At 64.9% G+C, this 23391-nt stretch carries 29 protein-coding genes; 19 read left to right on the top strand and 10 right to left on the bottom strand.

Going from position 1 to position 23391, the window contains the following annotated elements; translation table 11 throughout:
• Positions 1–27: 27 nt before the first annotated feature.
• Complete coding sequence (locus E1202_RS04400) at positions 28–1233, bottom strand: cytochrome P450 (RefSeq protein WP_132681247.1); 1206 nt, start codon at positions 1231–1233, stop codon at positions 28–30.
• Positions 1234–1329: 96 nt separating this feature from the next.
• Here E1202_RS04400 and E1202_RS04395 point away from each other — a divergent pair, with 96 nt between their 5' ends.
• Together E1202_RS04395 and E1202_RS32495 are read left to right on the top strand one after the other, a co-directional pair.
• Positions 1330–1956: a TetR/AcrR family transcriptional regulator gene (locus tag E1202_RS04395; protein WP_235877678.1), complete on the top strand. Its 627-nt coding sequence runs from the start codon at positions 1330–1332 to the stop codon at positions 1954–1956.
• 244 nt (positions 1957–2200) lie between these two features.
• Positions 2201–2431, top strand: a complete 231-nt coding sequence (locus E1202_RS32495; RefSeq protein WP_132681243.1) for an HNH endonuclease — start codon at positions 2201–2203, stop codon at positions 2429–2431.
• Positions 2432–3319: 888 nt separating this feature from the next.
• On the opposite strand, the gene E1202_RS04385 is transcribed toward E1202_RS32495, so the two are convergent.
• Positions 3320–3616 carry a GntR family transcriptional regulator gene (locus tag E1202_RS04385; protein WP_132681241.1) on the bottom strand — a complete coding sequence of 99 codons (297 nt, stop codon included), beginning with the start codon at positions 3614–3616 and terminating at the stop codon, positions 3320–3322.
• Positions 3617–3761: 145 nt separating this feature from the next.
• On the opposite strand from E1202_RS04385, the gene E1202_RS04380 reads away from it, so the two are divergent.
• The 5 genes from E1202_RS04380 to E1202_RS04365 all read left to right on the top strand — a co-directional run bounded on the left by E1202_RS04380 (position 3762) and on the right by E1202_RS04365 (position 7435).
• On the top strand, positions 3762–4043 hold the full coding sequence (locus tag E1202_RS04380; RefSeq protein WP_132681239.1) for a hypothetical protein: 282 nt from the start codon (positions 3762–3764) through the stop codon (positions 4041–4043).
• Positions 4044–4065: 22 nt separating this feature from the next.
• Entirely contained in the window at positions 4066–5334 is a 1269-nt protein-coding gene (locus tag E1202_RS04375; protein ID WP_132681237.1) for a WXG100 family type VII secretion target, read from the top strand.
• A 166-nt stretch (positions 5335–5500) separates the two neighbouring features.
• Positions 5501–5641, top strand: a complete 141-nt coding sequence (locus tag E1202_RS31255) for a hypothetical protein (protein WP_165943736.1) — start codon at positions 5501–5503, stop codon at positions 5639–5641.
• A 60-nt stretch (positions 5642–5701) separates the two neighbouring features.
• Positions 5702–6076, top strand: coding sequence for an SAV_915 family protein (locus tag E1202_RS04370; protein WP_165943735.1), 375 nt, complete (start codon positions 5702–5704; stop codon positions 6074–6076).
• 363 nt (positions 6077–6439) lie between these two features.
• A complete protein-coding gene (locus E1202_RS04365; protein ID WP_132681348.1) occupies positions 6440–7435 on the top strand; it encodes an HNH endonuclease in 996 nt (331 codons plus the stop codon).
• A 245-nt stretch (positions 7436–7680) separates the two neighbouring features.
• On the opposite strand, the gene E1202_RS04360 is transcribed toward E1202_RS04365, so the two are convergent.
• Positions 7681–8784 carry a pentapeptide repeat-containing protein gene (locus E1202_RS04360; RefSeq protein ID WP_165943734.1) on the bottom strand — a complete coding sequence of 368 codons (1104 nt, stop codon included), beginning with the start codon at positions 8782–8784 and terminating at the stop codon, positions 7681–7683.
• A 91-nt stretch (positions 8785–8875) separates the two neighbouring features.
• On the opposite strand from E1202_RS04360, the gene E1202_RS04355 reads away from it, so the two are divergent.
• Entirely contained in the window at positions 8876–9436 is a 561-nt protein-coding gene (locus E1202_RS04355; RefSeq protein WP_165943733.1) for a hypothetical protein, read from the top strand.
• A gap of 15 nt (positions 9437–9451) precedes the next feature.
• Here E1202_RS04355 and E1202_RS04350 read toward each other — a convergent pair whose 3' ends face one another.
• Positions 9452–9766: a hypothetical protein gene (locus E1202_RS04350; protein ID WP_132681229.1), complete on the bottom strand. Its 315-nt coding sequence runs from the start codon at positions 9764–9766 to the stop codon at positions 9452–9454.
• 622 nt (positions 9767–10388) lie between these two features.
• Here E1202_RS04350 and E1202_RS04345 point away from each other — a divergent pair.
• On the top strand, positions 10389–11597 hold the full coding sequence (locus E1202_RS04345) for a hypothetical protein (RefSeq protein WP_132681227.1): 1209 nt from the start codon (positions 10389–10391) through the stop codon (positions 11595–11597).
• A 44-nt stretch (positions 11598–11641) separates the two neighbouring features.
• Here E1202_RS04345 and E1202_RS04340 read toward each other — a convergent pair whose 3' ends face one another.
• Complete coding sequence (locus E1202_RS04340; protein ID WP_132681225.1) at positions 11642–11896, bottom strand: winged helix-turn-helix domain-containing protein; 255 nt, start codon at positions 11894–11896, stop codon at positions 11642–11644.
• Between the two features lie 81 nt (positions 11897–11977).
• Between E1202_RS04340 and E1202_RS04335 the strand changes: the two genes are divergently transcribed.
• Positions 11978–12166: a hypothetical protein gene (locus E1202_RS04335; protein ID WP_132681223.1), complete on the top strand. Its 189-nt coding sequence runs from the start codon at positions 11978–11980 to the stop codon at positions 12164–12166.
• A gap of 147 nt (positions 12167–12313) precedes the next feature.
• Here E1202_RS04335 and E1202_RS04330 read toward each other — a convergent pair whose 3' ends face one another.
• From E1202_RS04330 to E1202_RS04315, 4 genes are all read right to left on the bottom strand, one after another.
• On the bottom strand, positions 12314–13246 hold the full coding sequence (locus E1202_RS04330; RefSeq protein ID WP_132681221.1) for an SUMF1/EgtB/PvdO family nonheme iron enzyme: 933 nt from the start codon (positions 13244–13246) through the stop codon (positions 12314–12316).
• Between the two features lie 103 nt (positions 13247–13349).
• Positions 13350–14078, bottom strand: coding sequence for a hypothetical protein (locus tag E1202_RS04325; RefSeq protein WP_132681219.1), 729 nt, complete (start codon positions 14076–14078; stop codon positions 13350–13352).
• Positions 14078–14386: a PadR family transcriptional regulator gene (locus E1202_RS04320; protein ID WP_132681217.1), complete on the bottom strand. Its 309-nt coding sequence runs from the start codon at positions 14384–14386 to the stop codon at positions 14078–14080. The genes E1202_RS04325 and E1202_RS04320 overlap by 1 nt, the downstream gene beginning before the upstream one ends.
• A 65-nt stretch (positions 14387–14451) precedes the next feature.
• Positions 14452–15231, bottom strand: coding sequence for an aminotransferase class IV family protein (locus E1202_RS04315; RefSeq protein WP_132681215.1), 780 nt, complete (start codon positions 15229–15231; stop codon positions 14452–14454).
• A gap of 197 nt (positions 15232–15428) precedes the next feature.
• On the opposite strand from E1202_RS04315, the gene E1202_RS04310 reads away from it, so the two are divergent.
• Positions 15429–15629, top strand: a complete 201-nt coding sequence (locus E1202_RS04310) for a hypothetical protein (RefSeq protein ID WP_132681213.1) — start codon at positions 15429–15431, stop codon at positions 15627–15629.
• 26 nt (positions 15630–15655) lie between these two features.
• On the opposite strand, the gene E1202_RS04305 is transcribed toward E1202_RS04310, so the two are convergent.
• The gene (locus tag E1202_RS04305) at positions 15656–16039 is read right to left on the bottom strand and encodes a GntR family transcriptional regulator (protein WP_207918454.1); all 384 of its coding nucleotides are present in this window, start codon (positions 16037–16039) and stop codon (positions 15656–15658) included.
• Positions 16040–16143: 104 nt separating this feature from the next.
• Between E1202_RS04305 and E1202_RS04300 the strand changes: the two genes are divergently transcribed.
• From E1202_RS04300 to E1202_RS04260, 8 genes are all read left to right on the top strand, one after another.
• Positions 16144–16404: a hypothetical protein gene (locus tag E1202_RS04300; RefSeq protein WP_132681209.1), complete on the top strand. Its 261-nt coding sequence runs from the start codon at positions 16144–16146 to the stop codon at positions 16402–16404.
• Complete coding sequence (locus E1202_RS04295; RefSeq protein ID WP_132681207.1) at positions 16401–16943, top strand: hypothetical protein; 543 nt, start codon at positions 16401–16403, stop codon at positions 16941–16943. Before E1202_RS04300 ends, E1202_RS04295 begins: the two co-directional genes overlap by 4 nt.
• 121 nt (positions 16944–17064) lie before the next feature.
• Positions 17065–17349, top strand: coding sequence for a hypothetical protein (locus E1202_RS04290; protein WP_132681205.1), 285 nt, complete (start codon positions 17065–17067; stop codon positions 17347–17349).
• Positions 17346–18203, top strand: a complete 858-nt coding sequence (locus tag E1202_RS04285; protein WP_132681203.1) for an ABC transporter permease — start codon at positions 17346–17348, stop codon at positions 18201–18203. The genes E1202_RS04290 and E1202_RS04285 overlap by 4 nt, the downstream gene beginning before the upstream one ends.
• Entirely contained in the window at positions 18200–20398 is a 2199-nt protein-coding gene (locus E1202_RS04280) for an FtsK/SpoIIIE domain-containing protein (RefSeq protein WP_132681201.1), read from the top strand. The genes E1202_RS04285 and E1202_RS04280 overlap by 4 nt, the downstream gene beginning before the upstream one ends.
• Positions 20399–20824: 426 nt before the next feature.
• Positions 20825–21826 (top strand): bifunctional DNA primase/polymerase, encoded by a 1002-nt coding sequence (locus tag E1202_RS04270; protein WP_132681197.1) that lies wholly within the window; start codon positions 20825–20827, stop codon positions 21824–21826.
• On the top strand, positions 21823–23151 hold the full coding sequence (locus E1202_RS04265) for a DUF3631 domain-containing protein (RefSeq protein ID WP_235877675.1): 1329 nt from the start codon (positions 21823–21825) through the stop codon (positions 23149–23151). The genes E1202_RS04270 and E1202_RS04265 overlap by 4 nt, the downstream gene beginning before the upstream one ends.
• Entirely contained in the window at positions 23148–23390 is a 243-nt protein-coding gene (locus E1202_RS04260) for a helix-turn-helix transcriptional regulator (protein WP_132681195.1), read from the top strand. Before E1202_RS04265 ends, E1202_RS04260 begins: the two co-directional genes overlap by 4 nt.
• Position 23391 lies beyond the last annotated feature (1 nt).

Raw genomic sequence — 23391 nt, 5'->3', positions numbered from 1 at the left:
TTCCGCCCGGAACCGCCACCACCTCGACTACCAGGTCACGGGCAGAGAGGTGACGCCGCCGGTGATGGTCGGGCGGACTTCCAGCTCGTCCATCTCCCGGGCCAGGCGCAGGTCGGGGAGGCGCTGGGCGAGGGTTTCGAAGACGATCCGCAGCTCGGTGCGGGCGAGGCTGGCGCCGATGCAGAAGTGCGCCCCGTGCCCGAAGCCCAGGTGGGTGCGCTCCTCGCGGTCCGGGTCGAACGCTTCCGCGTCGGCGTAGGCGGTCTCGTCGCGGTTGGCCGCGTTGACCGACAGGATGACGGCCTCGCCGCGGCGGATCGTCACGTCGCCGATCTCGGCATCGGTGTGCGCGTAGCGCAGCAGCCCGAGATCGCCGGGGGCGCCCAGCCGCATGATCTCCTCGACCGTGCGGCTGACCCGGCCGGACGGATCGGCGGTCAGCGCCTTCCAGTGCTCGGGCTGGGTCAGCAGGAACAGCACGCCGAGACCGATGCGGTTGACGGTGGTCTCGTGACCGGCGAACAGCAGCCCGACGCACAGCCGGATCATCTCGCCGTAGTCGTAGGTCTCGTCGTCGTCCTGCGCGCGCACCAGGTCCGAGATGACGTCCTCACCCAGGTCATCGCGCTTGGACTCGGCCAGTCCGGTCATGTAGGAGTGGAACTCCTCGCGCGCCCGGTGCGGATCGTCGTCGGCCGCCAGCGTCGCCATCCGGCTCGACAGCGAGTGGAAGTGCTCGCGGTCGCTCTCCGGCACGCCGAGCAGCTGGCAGATGACCGCGACCGGCAGCGGGAACGCCAGACCCGAGTGCAGGTCGACGACGTCGCCGGATTCGCGCTCGGCCATCAGCTTGTCGAGGTAGCCGTCGACCAGCTCCTGCACGTGATCGGTGAGCATCCGCATCCGCTTCGCCGAGAAGGCCGGCGTCAGCAGCCGGCGCATGCGCGCGTGGTCTGCCTCCTCCGTCTCGTAGTTGCCCGTCGGACCGTCCTGCACCGCGGCGGTCGACACGCGCGACGCTAGCTCGGGTTCGGGGTGGGAGCGTCCGAACCGCTTGTCGCTCAGCAGCGTCCGCACTTCGTCGTACCGGGTGACCAGCCACGCGGGGTCGCCCGCCGGGGTGGTGACCGGGGCGACGGGCGCTTCGCGGCGCAGCACCTCGTACAGCGGAGCGAGGTCGAGGACGTTCGGCCTCGGGAAGGGAAGTTGCAGGCGCTCGGCAACTGAGCTCATGGGTCTCCTCGATGCATTAACTGGCAGTCACTGACAATAATGTTGGGCGGATTAGGGTGTGTCAACACGAATCCGGCCGGCCTGAGGGAGCTCTCAGTGGTCGAACGACCCCGCCGCGGCCGCCCGCCGGCGAGCGACCAGCAAAGACAGCAGCAGCGACTCGACATCTCCCGCCACGCGGTGCGGTTGTTCCGCGAGCACGGGGTGGCGGCGACCTCGGGCGAGCAGATCGCGCGCGCCACCGGGATTTCCGAGCGCACCCTGTGGCGCTGGTTCCGCAGCAAGGAGAGCTGCGTCGAGCCGCTGCTGTCGAAGTCCATCGACGCCTTCGGCGCGGTGCTGCGCACCTGGCCGCCCGAGCTCGAACTCGCCGAGCACCTGCGCGCCGCCTACACGCCCGTGCTCGACGCCGACGACGACATCGAAGCGGTCCTGGCGGTCATCCGCATGACCCACGACGAGCCCGCGCTGCGCGCCCTCTACCTGGTGCTGCGCGAACGCGCCGAGCCCGCCTTCGCCGAAGTCCTGGCCGACCGCATGGGCCTCCCGGCCGACGCCCTCGAAGTCCGCATGCAGGCGGCGGCCACGAGCGCAGCCCTCCGCGAAGCCACCGACGACCTCGTCGCCACGGCCACCTCCGAAGGCATCCCGCAGGCGGTCCTCCAAGAGCACAGGGACCGCGTCGCAGACGCCCTCCGCCACCTCACCCACCCCTCGGGCTGACGGTTCGAGGTTGCCGCCTTTTGAAGCGCCCCGAGGAGATGCAGGCTACGGCAGAGACGATCCGCGCCGGGTTGCAATGCGGCATGTTCTAAGGGCTGGCTGCGGGCCAGACGAGATCGAAGACGCAGCGATCGCCGAAGTAAGCGAGGGACGCCTTCTTGAGAGGCGTCACCACGCGCGGGAACGAAACCCGACGTTCGCGCAAGCGTAAAATCAAGGCAGCGCTCAAAAAGCACACGGCCAATTGCGATGCGAGATATGCGACTTCGATTTCGAAGCGGCATATTGCGAGCGAGGGCGCGGCTCCATCGAGTGTCAGCATGTAGTGTCACTGCATGCCTCGGGCGAAACCACGACCCTCCTACAGGACCTCGTGCTCATCTGCGTGAACTGTCACCTGATGATCCACCGCGGAACCCCATGGCTCATGCCGGAAGAACTGCGCACGCTGGTGCGTAGGGGCAGGAAGTCGTAGAGGCTTACACACACCAGCACCGCTGAAGGTGAAGACCTTCTGCTAACTCGCCCAGGGCGGCTCGGGCAGATCGTGCAGAACCTACAGGCTGGCTCGCTGGGTCAAACCTCAATACCGGCTGGCTGATCTGCAGCCCGCCGCGTGCAGTGCCTCCGACCTGCTGCGATGCGTTTCACCCGGATCAGTTGTCCAGACATTGACCAGAAGCGCTCCCGGGGGCCGGGGGCCGGCCCCCGGCGTGACGTCGGCGTGGCGTACGCAGGGCGGCCACAGCGCGACAGAGGTTCAGATAACACCCCTCGCGCCACGAGGCCGACCACCAAGGAGGTCGAATCTTGAGCGAGCCGTATAGCTACGACGAGTGGCCTGACCACCCGAGTGACCTGGATCGGTTTGATCGGAGCCCGTCAAGCTTCCTGGCGGTTTGGACGGTTATCTCCGTGCATACCGCCGCGCTGTACAGAGGTATGACCACGCGACCTTTCCGACGGTGCGGGATCGCATCCCCGTTGAGCGGCACATGGCTGAGCAGTAGTACGCGGATAGCGAGGTTCAGAAGCAACTGCGCCGCAAGATCAATGAGGTGACGCAGGACCTGGCCGCCCAGGCAGGAATGACTATGCGCGATCTTGCCCACTGGCTGGGCCAAGGAACGCGGATTCCCGTGGCGAGAGAACTGCGATATGGCGGATCTCAAGAAGTGGTATGCGTTCGTCAGCGCCTCCGAGACCCTCGATTTTGGCTCGTAACGTCCCGCACTACCCCGCCCCCAAGGAAAGGGCGGCCCAAACTCACCGCGGACCCCTCTGATGTTGAACTTAACGCTGGCGAGTGCCCACCAGTCGCCGGTGCCGGTCTGATGCCAGGCAGGACGCCGGGGACAGTGGTCTAGATGTTGATGCTGGCGGCGTGGGCGCGGAGGGGGCGCCGTGGAGGGCGCGTGGGCACGCGGCTGGGCCTTGGGGCATAGGCGAGCTTGATCCAGGTCGGGCTGGGGCAATCTGGGCATCGGATCGCCTTGGTTGCGGTCACCTTGGTGACGCCGTAGATCTCGGCGAGTTCCGGGCCGGAGGGGAGGCGCTGGCCGCTCAAGGTGATCATCCGACCGCCGAGGGTACTGGCAACCACCGACGGAGTTGCACGCGACTCGTCGGTCGTGGAGATCGCGCTGCTCAACCGGATCATGCAGCGGGAACTCCTTCCGGGGGCGCGGCAATGCGGGTCGCGGGGCTGTTCTAGGCCGTTCAGGTGACGAGTGGATAGGTCGACCACCTGGGAAAACACCTTCGATACGGTGCCCGTGAATATCACGTGTTGTGGAGGGGTTGGCATGGCTGGGATCGAGGTTCCGCCCGAACTGCTTGAACGGGTGCGGGGCATCCTCGATGGTGGGACGCGCAGTTTGGAAGGTGTCGCGGAGTCGCAGCCGCCTGGCGTTGATGCGGGCGAGTCAACGCCGACCGTCGCCGAGACGCTGGGCTTGCTCATGCAGGCCAGCGCAGGGGTGCTTGGCGGTGTGCAGCAGATGGCCGGTGATGTGCAGGCCACGGGCGATACGTACTTGAACAACGACGACGCTGCAGCGGACCTGTTTGGCCGCCACGGGCAGTGACCAGCACTTGGGGGAGTGCCAGATGACGGCGATCAACACACAGATTCTTGCCGATGCTTCCTCGGCTCGCGAAGGTTCGCAGTACCTCAAGCAGCTGAGCGCGGCCAACCGCGACGCGGCGACGGCTGTGCACCAAGCACGTTCGACTTCGGAAGCTGAGTGGGAAGGCGCGGCTGCGAATGCGTTCCGGGATGAAACGCAGCGAAGCAGTAGCGACACCGACGAGCTCGCGCGGATCACGGACAAGATCGCACGGGCGTTGGACAGCTTCGCCGACAACATCGCTACCTGCGTGTCGAGGATGGATCAGGCCTACCAACTCGCTCAAAGCGCAGGGCTGAGCGTCCGCGGTTGGTGGATCGAAAAACCCTTGGGTGAGCCGGTTCAGACTGCCTCGGAGGGAGCTGGACGTCCTTCGCTGCCGGGGCTTGATCCCGGCTATCAGAAGCAGAAGGAGCTGGAGCGCAAGCTCGACGCGTGGTCAGAGGCGGTCGGGCTGGTCGAGTGGGCACGACGTCTGGAACGCACCGCGCACGAGGAACTGAACGCGGCGCTCAGCGACGCGAACAACCTGGTCGCGTCGCTGACCAAGGCATCCACTTGGATCGGCAATTTCGTTGCTCTAGTCGGATCGCTGCATGGTGCGGCGACGAAACTGCAAGGCATGGCCGCTGAACGTCTGGCCTTTCTTGAGGAGTTCAAGCGTCTCTCTGCCGATTCAGCGATGCCGGCGGCTACCCGGCAGGCCCACCTGACCCAAATGATGTCGAGCATCGGACTCACTCAACAGCAGGCTGAGTCGAATGCTCGCGCGCTTGGCAACCTGGGCAACACCAAGGCTGGTGCCTTGGTTTTCAACCCGCTGACGAAGACCTTCGGCGGTACGAAGCCGGGCGTGATGCGCGGACTCGGTCGTTGGGGGTCTGTGCCCGGCTTCATCCTTACCGGCGTTGAGGCGGGGCGACAGATCATCTTCGACGGCAAGCCAGTCGGGAAAACGCTCCAGTCGAACTTTGAGAGCTGGGGCGTCGGCGCTGTGGCGGCCGGCGTCGCCGGCGCCGGCGCGGTTGCGGTTGGGGCGGCTGCTGCTCCAGCGGTCATCCTCGGTGTCGGCGTGGGGGCTGCAGCGTCGTGGGCGTGGAGCTACTCCGAGAACAACACCTGGGAAGACTTCCAGCACGACTCGGAAGAGACAGGCAAGGAAGTCCTGAACCGGCATTCAGAGGCTCAGGAAGAGATGCGCAAGGTCGAGCAGAAGCACCCGGGCTCCGTACCATCCTCGAAGTGGTGACATGTCGAGTCGGATCAAGGAAAGGCGGACAGTGCCCAAATCGGTGCGTGTGAGCGTGGTTGTCCTCGGGGTCCTTGTGACAGCACTTGCTCCGCTGTTCATCGCTCTATCGCTCGCGGACTCTTACGGCTGGGATCGAGAGAACGCTCGGTCAATCGCGTTCGTGGTGACCATCCTCTTGCTGGGTGGCTGGTACCTGGTTATCCGAATGGTCTCCGGCCGGCAGGCCCGGCGCGACGTGGGGGATGAGCTCGATCGAAAGCTCGCCCCGTACCGCGACGAGGACGACGAGAAGGACAAGGGCTAAGCGCATCGGGCCAGCCCAGTCTGCCCGGTCGACCTGCCCTGCCGCGATCAAGGAGACGTAGTGGGCAACGAGAACCTGTTCTCCGCTGATGACCAAGGGGTAGCGCCTGCGGTGTTCGGTGTGGAAGCCGTCGATGATGAGGATGAGTTCGAGCCTGAGCCTGCTGCGGCAAAGCAGCCGACCGCTTCGCCTGAACCGGTCTTCGTCGTCCCCTCCGAGGTAGTGCCCCGGCCACAGGCGGAAGTGACCGTGCAGTTGGGGCGCACGGAAGATGATGAGCTCGTGCTGTTGGCGTTCAGCTCGCCAGAGCGGTTGGCTGCCTGCCTCGGCGATGAGCAGCCGTGGGTGGCCATTCCGCAAGCACAACTCGAAGAGGTTCAACGCGCATGCGGTGCTGAACTGGTCGAGATCGATCCGGTGCTCCCGGCCGCCTGAATTCCTGCCTCCTCAGGTGGCGTGGATCCGCGTGTACGTGCATTGCACGTAGCCAGCGGCTGAGCCCGGCAGACATGAGCCGACAGTGACCGACGTACAGAATCGCCCCTGCCAGGATATGGCCTGGTCAGGGGTGGTTTTGTGTAGGTAAACGAGAGCGCCCCCGGCAGGATTCGAACCTGCGACACCGGCTTTAGGAGAGCCGTGCGGTACGCGGGTGTTTGCGCAGGTGAGGCCAATGGTAAGTGTGCGCGAGTGGCGCCATTGCCCGTGAACTGCCCGTGAGGTGGGGTGTTGGTGGCGCGCTTCGTAGAACAGGGACGAGCTGTCAGGGACCGGCGATAGCCTTCTTCCGTGAGCCTCATGCAGATCACCCGGGCTGAAGTCTTGGCAGCTATTGCTGAGTACGACGCGCTCGGGCGAGAGACGTTCCTAAGCCGGTATGGCTTTGATGACGCGACTTCCTACCTACTCCACCACGCCGAGGAGAGGTATGAGGCAGCAGCGGTCCTGGCCGCGGCACACGGGTACCTCCCTGATCGATCAGCCTTGCGGGCCAGTGAGCTTCCGTCCAGAAAAAATGCCGTTGAACTGCATCTTCGGCGCTTGAGGTTCGACGTGAGGCGTCTGAAGTCGCCCAGCTGGGAGCGCGACGAGGTGATTCTGGCTTGCGATCTGGTCCGTCAGAACGGATGGCACTGGCTGTCGGCGGATGACCAACGGGTTCAGGAGTTATCCGAGCTCTTGCAACTCATGCCGCTGCATCCTGCGGAGGTACGTGGGCCAAAATTCCGTAATGTGAATGGTGTTGCACGCAAGACCGCTGACATCGCTACCCAACACCCCGACTATCGCGGAAAGCCGACTAAGGGAGGGGCCCTCGATAGGGAGGTCCTTGCAGACTTCTTGAAACGCCCCGAGGAGATGCAGACTGCGGCAAATACGATCCGTGCCGGGTTGCAGTCCGGCATGTTCGAAGGGCTGGCCGCGAGCCCAGACGACATCGAAGACACCGCGATCGCCGAAGCAAGCGAGGGACGCCTCCTTGAGAGGCGTCACTACGCTCGGGAGCGAAACCCGAAGCTCCGCAAGCGCAAGATCGACGCAGCGCTCAAAGAGCGTGGCCGATTGCAGTGCGAGGTATGCGATTTCGATTTCGAAGCGGCATATTGCGAGCGAGGGCGCGGCTACATCGAGTGCCACCATGTAGTGCCGTTGCATACCTCCGGCGAAACCACAAACCGCCTGCAGGACCTCGTGCTCATCTGTGCGAACTGTCATCGAATGATTCACCGCGGAACCCCTTGGCTCACGCCGGACGAACTGCGCCTACTCGTGCGTAGGGGCTGGAAGTCGTAGAGTCCCTACAACACACCAGGATCGCTAAAGATGAAGGACCGTCTCAGCGCGCCCTCAGGGCCGCTGCGGGCCTCGATGTGGGGCTGTGGCCCCCAAAAAACCGCCGCCAGAACCGTCTGAGCTCGTACGGCGATCTGAGGGCCGCATCAACGGGCGCAGGCTGTCTGCGTCTCGGTGCCCGGTGCGCCATCGGCCGCGATACGCTCGCGTACTGCCTCCCGTGAGGTCCGCGTTTTGGCAAGTAACTAGTTGAGAGTGGATGCCAGGAATCCCCATTTCCCATGAGCGTTGGTTAGCCGATTTTTCTCTGCGCTTGATTCCACCAAGACGTAGCCATTTGGTGGATCACGACGAAGGTCTTCCGCTGCATGAATCCGGACTCGCGGGTTTGCAAATAGTCCGTGATCGCTGAAGTTTGCGCCGGAATAAGTAAAACCCCCATGAAGGTGAACGTCGGCAAATACCGCAGATTTGCGGAATCGTGCGTTCGCAAATCGGGCATCAGTGATGAACTCTGCCGCAGTGAAGTCTGCGCGCCCGTAGAAAGTCGACTCGGAAAAGCTTCCGGTGGCGAAATGTGCCCCATCGAACCTGGTGGTTCCGTGGAAGGAAGCTCCGTTGAAAATGACGGAACTTGCATGGCATTGTGAGAAGTCGAGATTGTCGAGTTCCGCTCCGGTGAGGTCGAGATCAACATCGGGCCAAAACGTATCCTTAGTTGCGCTTCTGTCGTTTGGTCTGAGGTGTGCGGCTAGCATGCGCTGTGCAGTCATGCGAGTCTCAATTAGGGCCTTGGATTGGTTGGAGTTGGCCGAGTCTTCTCCAGAGCCGACCGACTTCTGGTGGCGCATTTTTGGATTCGTTGCTGAGGGTGCAGGGTGAGGCATTCGTAGGTAGGCGCAGAATATGCTGGCGACGGTTTGCTGCTGATCGGCGGTTTGCGCGAGTCGCTCCAGGGCGTACATTCCTGCCAATCTCACTGCAGGTTGATCAGAACCGAGCTGTTCGGTGGCGGCGGTTAGGTTTTCGGCGAAGAGCCTGGCGTTCTCGCGCTGCTCTGCGGATTCTCCGAGTCGCTGCTTGCGGTAGGCGACTACGAGGGCCACTACTCCGCCAACGCCACCTACGACAGCAAGGACGATCTTGACAAAGTCAAAGGTTTGCGCCGCCGTCCACGGGGTGTGAGCCTGGATCGGAGGTTTCCCCAAGCCCCACCAGAGCATGCCTCCAACTAGTGCGGCTAAAGCAGCCGCCGTGACGAGCAAGGCGGCAATGTTCGCGCCGAGGGTTATTCGTGGTGGTGTTGGCGTACGCGGATGCGGGCGATGGCGATTTGGGCGCATGGTCATGTGTACTCCATCGTGAGAGCCTGAAGGACATGTATATCGCATTGTGGTGTATCGCTGGTCAACTTCCGGATTTTGGTGCATGATCACTGCCATGACGGAGTCGCAAGGGCCGCTCGATCCAATCGAGGATGAGATTGCCCAAAAGTTGGCCATCGGATTTGATAACATTGCTCGGTTGATGACTGGGCCGGTGTCAGATCAGTACTTTCACGAGAAGTTCCCCAGGGCGCTACGGGCTTTTCAAGAGGTTGCTGGATTACTTGGACTTGACACCTACGATCCGGGGGTGGTCATCGAAGATGCGCCGAAACCAGATCTCCTTAAAGTCTGGGACGAAGTTGTACGTCGGGAATCGAGTGACGGGCGCGCTTTAGACCAAATCTGGACAGCCGTGCAGTACGAAAACCCGTACTACGTTGCGCAGTATCCGCTCTCCGATAACAAGCCGTACTTTGGGCGACGACCGCGTACGTTGGATGATCCGACCTGTACGGATTGGCACGTCCAGTACGGGACACAGGATTCCTTCAGGTTGACGAACGCCGTTGTTCGTGGTCGATCGGCGTCCGATGCAGTTAGGAATGCCTACTACCTGTATCCGGAAGCGACAAAAGTTCGCATCAACATCCTGAAGCATCCCGATGAAACATAGAGACGGTGGTCCTGGCTAGGTGTCACGAGGTCGGATGGACATGGCGGGCACGAGCTGCGTCACGACGAGGCTCGGCTTTCGTGAGCGGTTGGTGAGCTCGAAGGTGGCGAGCGCCCACCAGTCGCCGGTGATGGTCTGGTGCCAGGCCAGCAGGACGCCGGGGACCGTCTTGGCGATGTCGATGCCGGCGGCACGGACTCGGAGCGGGACGCCGTCGAGGCCGCGGAGACGTGGGCTAGGCGGCAGGACGTAGGCGAGCTTGATCCAGATGGGGACTGGGACGTCTGGTCGCCGCTGGGTGCCCTGCCAGTCCCCGTCCTTGTGCGTCATGTGGTGCCCGCTCTGGTGTGCCCGTAGGAGCGGGCCGGCCGAGATGGGGTGCAGTCGGCCGGCCCGCATCGGGGCGGGAGATCTTCCCCATCGTCCCGACCCGACTTGCACGCATCCTAGAACGTGCGTTCGAAAGATCGCCAGTTGGCGGTGTTTTCTTTGTTCGTGCGGCAATGCCTCCTCGTTCGGCGCGTCCGGTTAAACCAGCCCAGCTTGGTGAAGTCGGATTACGAGGGTGAACACGCTAACGCACCCCGTGACGGCTGCGAGCGCGGTTTTGAGCACCTTGTAGGCGAGCTCGCGGCGCTGTTGGTCAGCGACGAATAGCGCCACGTAGCCGGCGCAGCCGGTGAGCACTGACAGCAGGACTACGTACGCGGCGATCGACCAGGCCCACATCGACCGGTTCCCTCATTTCTCGCTCGACGACCGGGTCAGCGGCCCGGGTTCCGCACCACGTTCTCGCAGGTCAAAGCGATAATTTACAGAATGTTACAACCGTTTAGACTCTTCGTTTCGAGATCTTTTGCTGGCCGAACATGAGGTGACGAAGCGCCCTCAGGGCTTGATCGTTTACACTTCTTTACAAGATCCAGGCCGGCGGCGCAGTTAGGAGTGTGACTTGGGTGGTGGATGGAAACGCCCTGATTTACCGGAAGGAGCGCTAAAGAACCTCAACGACGAGTTACATGAGCTTCACGGGCTCTCAGGTCATCGCACGACGCGCGAGATCGAACGTTGGCTGAAGCGGGAGTACGGTGATGAGGCCCCGTCTCACACCAAGGTCCACCAGGTTTTTACTCGCCCGAGGCTCTCGAATCCCGAACTCCTGCTGCGGATCGTCAGACAGCTGGCTCTGCGGATCCGTAGTGTCAATGAAGAGGATGAGTGTGACCGCTTCGACGCGCTGTGGCTAGCAGCGCGCGAGGAGGAGCTGAATCAGCAACGGCGTCGACGCGAACAGCCCGGCTCCTCGTGCCCGGCTAGCGACGATCTAAGCGCGATCACGCCACCTCAATTGCAGGTCGAGCGACTTTCTACGCCTTCCCAGATTTTAAACAGGGGCGAGTTAGTCGATCAAATTGAGGCCCGTGATCCAACTTTGCCAGATCCTCAAGCTTCTCGAGCTGTATTTGCGGGAAATGACCCCCGCGGTTTGGGTCCCGGCCCTGCCTGTGTAGTCGCGGAACAACTTTGCGGGCTGTTAAGGCATCCTTCGGGAACGTTTCTTAATCAGAACACTGTCGCATCGATCGAGCCAACCAAGGATCAGCTTCTCATGCAGTTGCAGGAAGCCGCTGATCATGCTGAAGATACCCTGCTCTTCTACTACGCTGGTCGTAGCCGTGTATCCCGCAACGGCCTCCTCCTGCGTGTTTCCGAAATCAAGCAGCAAGGCGGGCTCTTTGTCAATTACGAGGCGATTCGGGGAATCGTCTCCGGGAGTAGAGCCCGCCGGAAGGTAGTCATCCTGGAATGCAGCTCTCATGCAGGGCAAGTTTTGGAGGCGGTGGGCCCCGTACAGCGGGAGGACGGGCACACGGTCGCGGCGAACCCATCTACTTATGTGATCGTCGCAAGGAGACCGTTGGCGGAAGCTGCCGATGACAGTCCATCCCTACCATTTACCGAGACGCTGATGGAAATCCTCCGTGACGGTATCCGCGGTGCTCCCGAACTGCTCACAGTTGACACCATCGTCCGCGAGATCCGGCGAAAGGCTCGTGAACTGGAATTCCCAGAACCCAAATTCTTGATCCGTAATGATCGACGTCTGGCGTTAGCCCGCAACCCGGAATATCCGCAGGTCACTACGATCTCCGCTAGGTGAGTTCGTTGTGTGCGGACCGCTCCGTAGTGTTCGTGATCCGTTAGTCAGTTCGCCGTGACGTAGGTGCCCATGCCGTTGACGACGGTGAGTAGGCCGGCTTCTTGGAGATGGCGGATGGCCTTGGTGGCGGTCACCTTGGTGACGCCGTAGATCTCGGCGAGTTCGGGGCCCGAGGGGAGGCGTTGGCCTGGGGTGAGTTCGCCGGATTCGATGTCGGCTCGGAGGTCGTCGGCGATCTGGGACCAGACGTAGACCGGCAGGTCTCGGTTGATCCTGTCTGCGCGGCTCTCCCAGCTCATGGTCCGACGCTATGCAGGCAGAGGAACCTACGCCTGATGAGATGAACCCATAGATACGTGTAGGTAGCTACACTTTCGCCTATGGAAGTGACCCAGGTTGAGGAGCCGAAAGCGGTCTTCGTGGACGGCCGGCGCTGGCTCGTGTGCCCGGTCGCCGGTCCTGACTGCTTCCGTGTCGTGGCCGACCTCGGGCGCATTGCTGTCGACGCGGTCGAGTTCCACGCGGAGAACCATCACTTGGGAAGGCGCTGTTCCTGCTGTGGCCGATGACCGCTTGGCCGTCGAAGGGCGGGGAGTTGCCCTCCGACGTGCGATAACGCCCCGAGAGGCGATCTCACAGGCCGTTGAGATCGCCACAGCGGCGATGAAAGGCCTTGCCCGGTGTCCGGGCAAGGGCGGAGGTGCAGCGTGAACTGGTCAGCCGGTGCCGTGAAGCAGTCGTTCGAGGTCTTCGGCTGGCGCGGCGCAGCGGAAGCCGGTGTCGTCGTCGCACATGGTCTCGTTGGCGTCGTTGAACTGCGACGGAACCGCGCGATCGAACTGGCTGGTCCAGGCTCCGCCCTTGAGCTCACGCCGTCCAGGCGTGGACTGAGTGTCGAGCCATTCCCAGACGTTGCCGCACATGTCGTAGACGCCGTAGGGGCTGGTCCCGGACTGGTAGCAGTCGACGGCGGTCGTGGTGCCTACGCCGTTCTCGCGGACGTTGCACTTGGCCGGCGTCGGCTGGTCGCCCCACGGGTAGGTCGCACCGCGGGTTCCCCTGGCGGCCTTCTCCCACTGCTGCGAGGTTGGGAGCGTCTTGCCTGCCCACTTCGCGTAGGCGGCGGTGTCCTTCCAGGTCACCCACACCACGGGGTGGTTGGCCAGTTCCTTCGGGAAGGTGCCGTTTTCCCAGTGCTGCGGCGGCTCGTGGCCGGTCGCGGCGACGAACTGGGCGTAGTCCGCGTTGCTGACCAGGTAGATGTCGATGTAGTACGACGGCACCCACAGCGGCGTGTTGCTCGGGCCGGCCTGGTAGATGCTGCCATCCACCTTGACCATCGAGCTGCCGGTGATCGGATGGCGAACCTGGCTGCTGCCAATCGGTTCCACGGTTCCGGAGCCGGAGATCTCGGCGCCGTTGGTGAGTCCCTTGAATCGGGCCTTGGTATCGGGGTCGCACATCCGGAGGCAGGTATCGAGGATCGCCTGGTTGACGGGACGAGGCGTGATCTCCGTGCCCTTGGCCTCCCACTTCGAGATCATCCGTTCGCTCACGCCCAGGTGAGCGGCGAAGTCCCGGAGGCTCATCCGCATCGCTTCACGCAGAGCGCGGATCTCGACCCCGGTCCAAACCTGCACATTCGCCACTTACAGCTCCCCCTGTACCGATCTGTGCCGGGTCAGCGCGATGCTATTACATCCGCGCCTTGCTACCGAAGCTCATCCTGTGCCAGTCTGCCCGGCCAGCTGATCATTCAGGTTCGATCCGCTCAAACCTGCCGTCGTTGACTTCGTAGATGCAGGCGACCCCGTTCGAAGTCAGGAGGTCGACTAGATCGGCGGTCGGGCGAACAGGCGTCAAGACGGCGTGCTTGTAATCGACAAGGCGCCCGTAGTCCTTCAGCTGGCCAAGTGCGAAGCGCAGCTGGTACCTGTTTGCGGTCCCTTTTGCTTCGATCAGCTCGCCAAGGCCCTCGTCAAGGAGGTCGGCGCGCAGCGATCGGCCTGGCTCCCTGATCACGAGACCCGCTGCGTGTCGTCCCTGGGTGGCAAGCCACTGGCTATAACGCTCAACGAGGCTAGCCTCTGTGGAAGCTCTCCCCGCGCCGAAGGCCTTGTAAGCGTGGTCGAGATTCGCTGCGGGAGCCAAGTCTTGCGGCTTTGAGCGTTCTTGATCCTGCCGCTTGGCGTCCGATTTGGCGCGGCGCAGCGCCGAACGAACGCGTTGAACGACGGAAGCTAGCCGCTTAACCAGTCCTTCGAACAGTGCGGCTTCGAGCTGTTCAGCCACCCAAAGGGGCCGCTCGGCGCGCGGCACAGCATATAGCTCGGAGACTAGCTCCGTCCTTCGTGGATCGTTGTGCGGGTACATCAGAACGATCAACCGTAGGCAGAAGCCAGGAACGAAACCAAACGCGACAATGACGCCGAGCATGACGGGCATGGACGTGGATGTAGCGATCGTGACGATGTCGGTCATCAGGCGAACCGTCCAATCAAGGTACGGAATCGCGCATCGCTGCGGGCTTGGTCGAGCACTGCGCCCAGCTCAAGACGCCCCTTGTCAGTCAGTTCGTAGTACCGGCGCGGAGGTCGCTTGCGATCTATGGACGCCGGGTCTTCCCAACCGTCAGAAACCCAGCCTTCGTCAAGCATCCGCGTCAACATCGGGTACAACACGCCGGATCTCACTCCGGCTCGTTTGGTGAGGTCATAACCCCAGTGGCGTCCGGTCGGATCTGCCATGAACGCCATTGCGACTTGGACGAGAGCGTGGGTCTTCCGCATAGATCGTAATCTACATAGGTGTGGCGAAGATCGTCAACGCACTTGATCGGCAAGCGATCGCCCGTCTACACCCTTTCGCCGGGGATGTCCGCGTACAGGCCGCGCAGCTCGTCGAAGATCTCGTGTTGCGCGGGCCACTCGGTGCTCTCCACAGCGGAGACAGCGCGGATGCCGGTGGCGGCGTTCGTGGCGAAGACCGCATCCATCTCGTTGAGGTCGGAGAGCGTCACCGGCTCGACCACGACCGACTCATCGAGTTCCTGCTGAAGCAGCGTCATAGTGATGCCGTTTAGGTATTCCGACTTCGGCCAGATGATCTGGCCTTCGCGCACGAAGCCGATGTTCGAGGTCGCGATCTCGCTGATGGTGCCGTTCGGGTTGAGGAACAGCACGTCATCGAAGCCGTCCCGTTGGGCGATGCGGCGCCGGCGGAGAGCGGCGTACAGGCCGATGTGCTTCACGGGCGGGTCGTCGCGCAGGTAGGAGATCGCGCGGAGACGCATCGGCGAGGCGACGCCGGGTGAAGCCGCGCGCGTCGTGACCAGCACGTTCGGGTCGGCATCCTTGCCGATCGAACCGAGGTCGAGCGCGGGGTCGTAGATGGTCACGCGTGCCGTGGTCAGTGCCGGCGCGTCCTCGAGCGCCAGGCGGAGGAAGTGTCGGACGCGGTCGATGTCGAGATCGACGTCGAAGAGCTGCCGACAGTCGCGCGCAAGACGCTGCATGTGGTGCGACAGCCCGCGTACGCACCCGTCCTCGACCCGCATCGAGGTGAAGTGACCGTAGTTCGTCAAGGCCAGGGTCTTGACCTGTTCCAGGTCGGGCGGAGTGCCGTTGAGCTGCATGCATCCCACCTTGGCAGCTGACGAGCCAAATCTGAACTTGGGCGGAACCGAAGTTCAGCGCTAGTTCAGAGGTGCCGGTTCAGCGCTGGTTCAGCAAGGGGCGTTCAAGGACAGTTCTTTGCAGCTCGCTGAGACCGCAATCTGGATATGTCAGCGGAACGGGCAAGCGAAAAGCCCTCAGCGAGAAGGAGAAAGTCATGGCGAAGCAGGCCTTCCCCGGAGTCCAGACCGGCGGCGGCATTATGCCCAAGCTCGTCGGCGCGGCCGTCACCTTCGCGGTCCTAGTCCTCATCGTGAAGCACCCCGCCGAGTCGGCCGTTTGGGTCAAGGGCGCGTTCGAGCTCTTCATCGCCCTCGTCAACGGCATGGCCCAGTTCTTCCAGGGACTCATGGCATGACGGCGCCTGCCACGAAGCGGTTCGCGCTACTCGTCCCGGACTCGGCTGATGAGGTCGTCAAGCCGCCCCTCCAGGGCATTGATGGCGGCGTCCGCCTGCTGAACCGTCTTGCGAAGCTCGGTCAGCTCCGAGCGCGTGCGGGTGAGTTCCGCAGCCACGTCGACCTGCTCCGAAGGTTCCCGGACGTAGGCGCCGGCGTTGGTCCGGATCGTGACCACGCCGGCGTCCCGGAGCAGGCGCACGGCAGCCAGTGCGGTGTTGACCGCAACCTCGTACTCCTCCGCGAGCAGGCGATATGTCGGCAGCTGGGCACCCGGGGCGAATTCGCCGGCGTCGATCCGCCCCTGTAGGGCGTCCGCCACACGCCGACTAGCTGGGCGCTTGTCCTCGTGCGCGTCGTCAGTAGCCACGTGATCAGCGTACTCGGCATGTCTTGAGACATGGGTTGACAGCTCATCCCGCGCACTCTAATGTCTCGCGACAGAGAAATCTCTTAAGACATCAGGAGGTAGCAATGCCTTACCAGGGCTACGGGTCCCTTGGAGCCGAGCTGGCCAGCTGCGAGGCCGAACTGAGCGAGTTCGAGCAGGAGGCGGTGCGGGACTACTGGTCGCGGGTCATCGCTGAGGAGCTGGGTGAGCTGCCGGTGGCGCCGTTTGTGTGGTCGGAGCTGGGTGCGGGGGAGCGGACGCGTCTGCGGCGTTACGAGCGTCGCGAGGCTGGCGCGGTGCTGCGGCTGATCACGACCGAGGCGGACTCCGGGGAGGCGGCGTGAACGGGCTGGTGAGTTGGCTGTTGTCCGGGCGGCGGGTCCCGCGGTTTTCGACCAGCGACGGTTCCCGGGGTGCTCGGCGGCGGCGTGAGCTGACCTGCGGCGAGCACAAGCCGAGTCGTGGTGAGCAGGTCAGCGAGGTGTCGGTGCGGTGGACCTGTGACTGCGGTGCGTACCGCTTCGAGATCGACGCGCCTGCGCCGCATGTCGATGAGGTCCCCACGGCGGCCTATCTGGAGATGGAGCGCCGGGGGCTTCAGGGCAAGAAGGGGCCGTGGCGTTCCCAGATCACCGGCAAGCCCCTGCCGGTCGAGCGCACCGAACCGGCCGCTGAACCGCTGGTCGAGGCGAGCGCGTCGGAGCGGGCGGAGCGCGAGCTGCGCTGCGACCGGAAGGCCCGGGAGTACTGCAAGCGGTACGGGCCGAATGCGGCGCGGGATGAGGCCTACTGGGCGCTTCACGACAACGACGCCTGGATGGCCGAGGCCTTGTTCCGGGCTGCCGATCGCGTCGACGGCGGCGAGACCACGTGGCCTTTTTGATGTCCCGACCCAACAGTCCTTCCGCCAAGAACGCCTGTTGGGCCGGGTCTCCCATCGATCACGAAACCGTTAGGAGATCTCTGATGCTACGGATCGCCACCAGCCCCGGTGGGGGTGTGCGATGAAGACCCTGGTTATCGGGCTGTTTAGCCTCGTTCTTGAGTTGGCCGTGGTTGTCGTGTTGCCGCTGGTGCTGCTGGTTGTGGCCGGGCTGCTGCGGTTCACCGTCGTGACCGTCCTGCCCGTGGTCGGTCTGTTCGCCCTCGCTGTGGCCTCCGGGATCGCCCGCACCGTCGGCGTCGGTCTGTTCGGCGTGGGTGTGGTGCTGCGGCTGGTCATGGCCGCCGTCGACGCGGTGGGTGCTCGGGTGCCTGCTCCGCGGCTTCCGGTGGGGGTGGGCCGATGACCGCCGCGAAGAGCGCCTACCCGGTGCCGGTGGAGGAGCTGCTGCCGCAGGCCCGCCAACTGGTCATGCAGCTGGGGCGCACGCCGAGCCGGAACCAGCTCATGGCCGAGTTTCGCATCGGTGCCCCGAAGGCCCGGGAGATCCTGGATCGCCTGGCTGAGGAGCACCCGGCCAAGGCTCCCAACCCGGCCGGTCTGCACGTGGTGACCGAGCCTGCTCCGACCGAAACCGAACCCACCGAGACCCACGAGAACGAACCCGCCGAGGTCGAGTCTGAGACCGCCGACGTGGAGCCGGTCGCCGAGTCTGAGCCAGTTTCGGCCGAGGAATCGGAGCCGGTGCGCGAGGTCGAGTCTGAGCCGATCACCACGGCCGCAGACCCGGCCAAACCCGCCGAGGAGTCCAGGCCGGGGCCGGTGGCGGTGTGGCCGGTGATGCTGCTGGCGCTGCCGGCGTTCGTGGCGATTTGGTCCGGGTGGGTCGGACTCGGCCAGCTCACCGGGTTCGGCATCGTGCACCCACTGCCCGGGATCGCTGATGGGTTCGCGATCAATACTGCGATCACGTTGCCGATCGGGGTGGAGACCTACGCCGCCTACGCCCTCCGCGTCTGGCTCTCCGGCCAGGTCCCGGCCCGTGCCCGGCGGTTCGCGAAGTACTCCGCGCTCGGCTCGCTCGCCCTCGGGGCGCTGGGCCAGATCGCGTTCCACCTGATGAAGGCCGCCGGCATGACCTCCGCCCCCTGGCTCATCACCGCAGCAGTCGCGTGCCTGCCCGTCGCCGTACTCGGCATGGGCGCCAGCCTGGCCCACCTGATCAAAGACACCAATGACCACCGGGAGGTGCAGCGATGACCGAACAGCCGAACACGCCCAAGCCCGAGGGCAACGAGCACCAGGCGGCCGAGGAGCAGGCGCGTGTGCTGCGCTTCCCCTCCGAACGCCTCAACCACGACCAGGTCAAGGCCGAGGCCGAGTCGCAGGTGATCGACGGGGAGCTGGTCGACGAGGACCAGGCCCCGCAGGTCGACCAGCCCCAGCACCAGGCTGAGGCGGGTTCGAGCCTGGCCCGCCGTGAGAAGCGCGAACCCGTTCTGCCCAAGTGGGCGAGCAGCGTCGAGGAGTTCCGCGAGACCGCGAAGTGGGCTGTCGGCTACGTCGGCCACAGCTTCGCCTTCCACGCGGTGCGCTGCCCGGTCTACATCGCCCGCATCCTGATCCGCGTTCCACAAGGGACCCTGCGGCTGCTGCGCGGTCTTCTGCGGTGGGTGACCGATGCCGAAGGCCGGCCCGTTCGGCACGCTGCCGCTGACCGCGCCGACGCCGCCGAGTACCTCCGGCTGTCGAGCCAGCGTGATAGCCGGGTTCGGGGCCGGGTCTACGCCACCGTGGGCCTGGGCGCGGCCGCGTTGACGGCGTTCTTCCTGGGCCGCGAGCTGCTGCCCGAGATCGTGCAGTACGCCATCGTGGCCGGAGCTCTCGGCACGGTCGGTTGGTTGGGTGCTCCGGCGGATCAGCCGATCGCATCCCGTGCGGTGGAGGCGACCAAGGTGCCGAAGCTGACCAGCAACGCCGTCGAAATCGCCCTCGGCGCGCTCGGGATTTCCGGGATCAACCAGGCGATGGGCAAGGGCGGCGAAGGGATCGGGTTCCCCAAGCCCATCTCCCGTGATGGCAAGGGGTGGCGGGCCGATGTGGACCTGCCGCACGGTGTGACGCCGGGGGACATCATGGACCGCCGCGAAAAGCTCGCCTCCGGTCTCCGCCGACCGCTTGGGTGTGTGTGGCCCAAGGCCGACAACGGCGAGCACGCCGGCCGTCTGATCCTGTGGGTCGGTGACCAGGACATGCGCAAGGCGAAACAGCCCGCTTGGGCACTGCGCAAGGGCGTGCGCGTGGACCTGTTCCAGCCCCAGCCCTTCGGCACCGACCAACGAGGCCGCTGGGTCGACCTGCGGCTGATGTTCACCTCGGTGGCGATCGGTGCGATCCCGCGCATGGGCAAGACCTTCGCCCTGCGCGAGCTGCTGCTCATCGCCGCGCTGGACCCGCGTGCGGAGTTGCACACCTACGACCTCAAGGGCACCGGCGACCTCGACCCCCTGGAAAAGGTCACCCACGCCCACGGCGTCGGAGACGACGACGAAGAGATCGAAAAGGCTATTAGTGACCTGCGCAAACTTCGCGACGAACTGCGTCGGCGGGCCAAGCTGATCCGGGATCTGGCCAAGCAGGGTCTCGCGCCGGAGAACAAGGTCACGCCCGAGTTGGCGGGTAAGAAGTCGCTGGGTCTGCATCCGATTGTGATCGGTGTGGATGAGTGCCAGGTGTGGTTCGAGCACCCCGAGGTCGGCGAGGAGTTCGAAGCGATCTGCACTGACCTGGTCAAACGCGGACCCGCGCTGGGAATCATCATCATGCTTGCCACCCAGCGCCCCGACGCGAAGAGCCTGCCCACGGGGATCTCGGCGAACGTGTCGACCCGGTTTTGCTTGAAGGTGCAGGGCCAGACCGAAAACGACATGGTCCTGGGCACCTCCAAGTACAAGCAGGGCGTGCGGGCCACGACGTTCGCCTGGGCTGACAAGGGCATTGGCTATCTGGTCGGCGAAGGCTCCGACGCGCAGATCGTGCGCACCGTGGCGGGTTTGGATGGTCCGGCGTCGGAGAAGGTCGCCGCCTACGCCCGCACCCTCCGCGAGCAGGCCGGCACCCTCACCGGCCACGCCATCGGCGAAACCCCCGAGGTCGACGAGACGGCGTCGAAGAAGGACACGTTGCTCGAAGACATCCTGGCCGTGGTCGGCGAGTCCGAGAAGAAGGTCTGGAACGAGCGGGTCATCGCCCGCCTGTATGAGCTCAGGCCGGAGGTCTACGGCACCTACACCGAGTCGGCCGACCTCACCGCGGCTTTGAAGCGCCACGGCATCCGCACCGGCCAGGTGTGGGGCACCACCAACGACGGCAAGGGCGCAAGCCGCATCGGCATCACCCGCGCCGACATCGCCCAGGAAGTCGCGCAGCGTAATCGCCGCGAGGGGTCCGGCTAGCCCTCGCCGGGTCTCTAGACCTAGACGACAGCCCTTCTAGGTCTAGAGACCCCGCTAGACCACCACCCCGCTTTTCTCCAGCGCCCTAGTGCCTAGAGGCGCGTGGGCCAGTGCGCCCAAAAACCGCCCTGGAGGCCATCTGTGACCCCCACCGACCCCGCTAGCGCCCTCCTGTTCCTCGCACTCCTATTGGTCACGTTCGGTTACTGCGTGACGTGCTGGTTCTGGCCCTTCAAGGCCTGCCGCACTTGCCGAGGTGGCGGCAAACTCCGCTCCCCGTTCGGCCGCGCGATCCGCCTCTGCCGGCGCTGCTGCGGCACCGGCCTTCTCCTGCGCCTCGGCCGTCGAGCCATCAACGCCGCTCGCCGCGTCCACGGCGCCAACCGCCACCGCGACTGAATGCCCTACTTGGAAGGCCCATCCCGCATGAGCACTCACCTCGACATCGCTAGCTGGCTCGCTGCCCAGGGAATGCACGTCTTCCCGCTGCGGCCCGGCAGCAAGCGCCCGTTCGCCAACTGCCCGCACTGCAAGGCCGGCCACACCGCACCGGCCGCGTGCCGGTGCCTGACCGCCGAGCAGCCCTGCCACGGCCTCCTCGCGGCCACCACCAAGCCGGAGCTGATCCGGCAGTGGTGGACCCGCACGCCCCGCGCCGGCGTCGGGATCGCCACCGGGCCGTCCGGGCTGGTCGTGCTCGACCTCGACCGCAAGCCCAAGCCGCCGGCCCCGGCAGCGCACGACGTGCCCAGCCCGGTCGGCGACGGGTTGGAAGCCCTCGGCGCCCTGAGCATCGCCGCCGGCGCGACGTGGCCGACCACGCTCACCGTCGCCACACCCTCCGGTGGCCGGCACCTCTACTTCCGCGCACCGACTGGGCTTGAGGTGCCCAGCGACGCCACCGGCCGAGTCGGGCACCAGATCGACGTCCGCGCTCAAGGCGGCTACGTCGTCGCTCCCGGTACCCGCATCACAACACCCCCGGAGGATGCTGCCGGCGCCTACAGCCGGATCTCAGCGACCGCTGAGATCGCCGAGCTGCCCGCCTGGCTGCGGCCCCGGGTCACACCCTCGACCACATCGGTACCGGCAGCTCCCAACCTCGGCGCTGTGCGGCCTGGTGATCACGCTCCGGGCTACTGGCAGCGCGTCTGGGAAGGCCAGCTGACCAAGGTCGAAACGGAGCCGGGGGAGCGTTGGCGCCTGGTCTACGCGGCCGCTCGCCGCCTGGCCAACCTCGCCACCCACGACACCGCCCCGTGGACCGCGACCGAGGCGATCGACGCCCTGACCGCCGCCGCGCTCCGCCGACGGGAGCGCACCGGCAAGCCACTCCAACCCGCTGCCGCCCGACGCAACGCCATCCGGGGTTGGGAGCGCGGAACCCACGACGGACCGGAATCCCTGCTGGGACGCGGCGCGGCATGACCACCACCGACATGAAGGGAGGTAGTCCGATGACGGCACCCACCACCGGCGCGGAGCTCCTGGACGAGCTCCACCAGGCGGTGACGCGCTACGTGATCCTGCCCAGCCCACAGGCCGTCGACGCCGTGGTCTTGTGGATCGCCGCGACCCACGCCCAGCCCGCTTGGGCGCATGCCCCGCGCCTGGTCATCCGCGCACCGGAGAAGCGCTGCGGCAAGTCCCGGCTTCTCGACGTGGTCGAAGCCGCTTGCTACGAGCCGTTGATCACCGTCAACGCCTCGCCGTCGGCGGTGTACCGCTCGATCGACGAGGACCCGCCCACGATGCTCGTCGACGAGGCCGACACGATTTTCGGCGCCGACGCGGGCAGCAACGAGGACCTGCGCGGGCTGCTAAACGCCGGACACCAGCGCAACCGTCCAGCGATCCGGTTCGACGCCAACACCCGCAAGGTTGAAGCCATTCCGACCTTCGCAATGGCCGCGTTGGCCGGCATCGGCGCCATGCCCGACACGATCGAAGACCGAGCGGTCGTGATCCGCATGCGCCGCAGGGCACCGGGAGAGAAGGTCTCGCCGTTCCGGCACCGCCGCGACCGGCCGGCGCTGACCCGCCTTGCAGACCGGATCAAAGAGTGGCTGCGGGCCGACCTGGACAAGCTCGAAGCGGCTGAACCGGAAATGCCACTGGAAGACAGAGCAGCCGACACCTGGGAACCGCTCATTGCCCTGGCCGACCACGCCGGAGGGACGTGGCCGGAGCGAGCAAGGCAAGCCGCGGTTGACCTCCTGGCCGAAGCCAACGACAGCGACCAGGGTTCGATGAAAATTCGGCTGCTGGTCGACATCCGCCGCGCGTTCGCCGATCAGCAGGCCATCTCCACCAGCGACCTGCTGGGCAAGCTCAACGCTGACCTCGAAGCGCCGTGGTGCGAGTACGGCTCGTTGGGACTCAACCCCAGCAAGCTCTCGAAGCTGTTGGCCGACTTCGAGATCCGCTCTGGGAATGTGCGCTTTCCGGACGGATCCCAAGCCAAGGGCTACCGCCGCGCGGACTTCGTCGACGCCTGGCAGCGCTACTGCCCGCCCGAGTCCACTGCCGGGGAGGCGTCCCAGCCGTCCCAAGCGTCCCAGCCCAGCTCAGCCCGGGACGGCACCACCGCTCGGGACGGCACCAGCCGTCCCACCCAGATCGCCGGACCAGTCACGTGGGACGGCAAAAGCCGTCCCAACGTCCCTAGCCGTCCCGCGCTGACCTGCATCGGGACGGATGGGACGGCTGGGACGGCAATCCCGCACGCCGCAAAGCAGAGGGGGATCGCATGACCGATCGAGTCCGTTCGCTCAGTTCGTCTCGACCGAAGGAAACCGCCGTGAAGACCCGCCGACGCGAGTACCTGTCGATCCCGGATCTCTGTGCCGAACTCGGCATCAGCAGGGACACCTTCTACAAGTGGCGCGCCAGGGGGACTGCGCCGCGCTGCACGAAGTTGCCGAACGGAGCCCTTCGAATCCTCCGCGATGACCTCGAAGACTGGCTGAACGATCGGAAGGAAGTGGCCTGAA

The sequence above is a fragment of the Saccharopolyspora karakumensis genome, from assembly GCF_004349225.1.
Classification (GTDB): Bacteria; Actinomycetota; Actinomycetes; order Mycobacteriales; family Pseudonocardiaceae; genus Saccharopolyspora; species Saccharopolyspora endophytica.
Note: the sequence above shows the minus strand (reverse complement) of the source record. Positions and strands in the feature narration are given on the sequence as shown.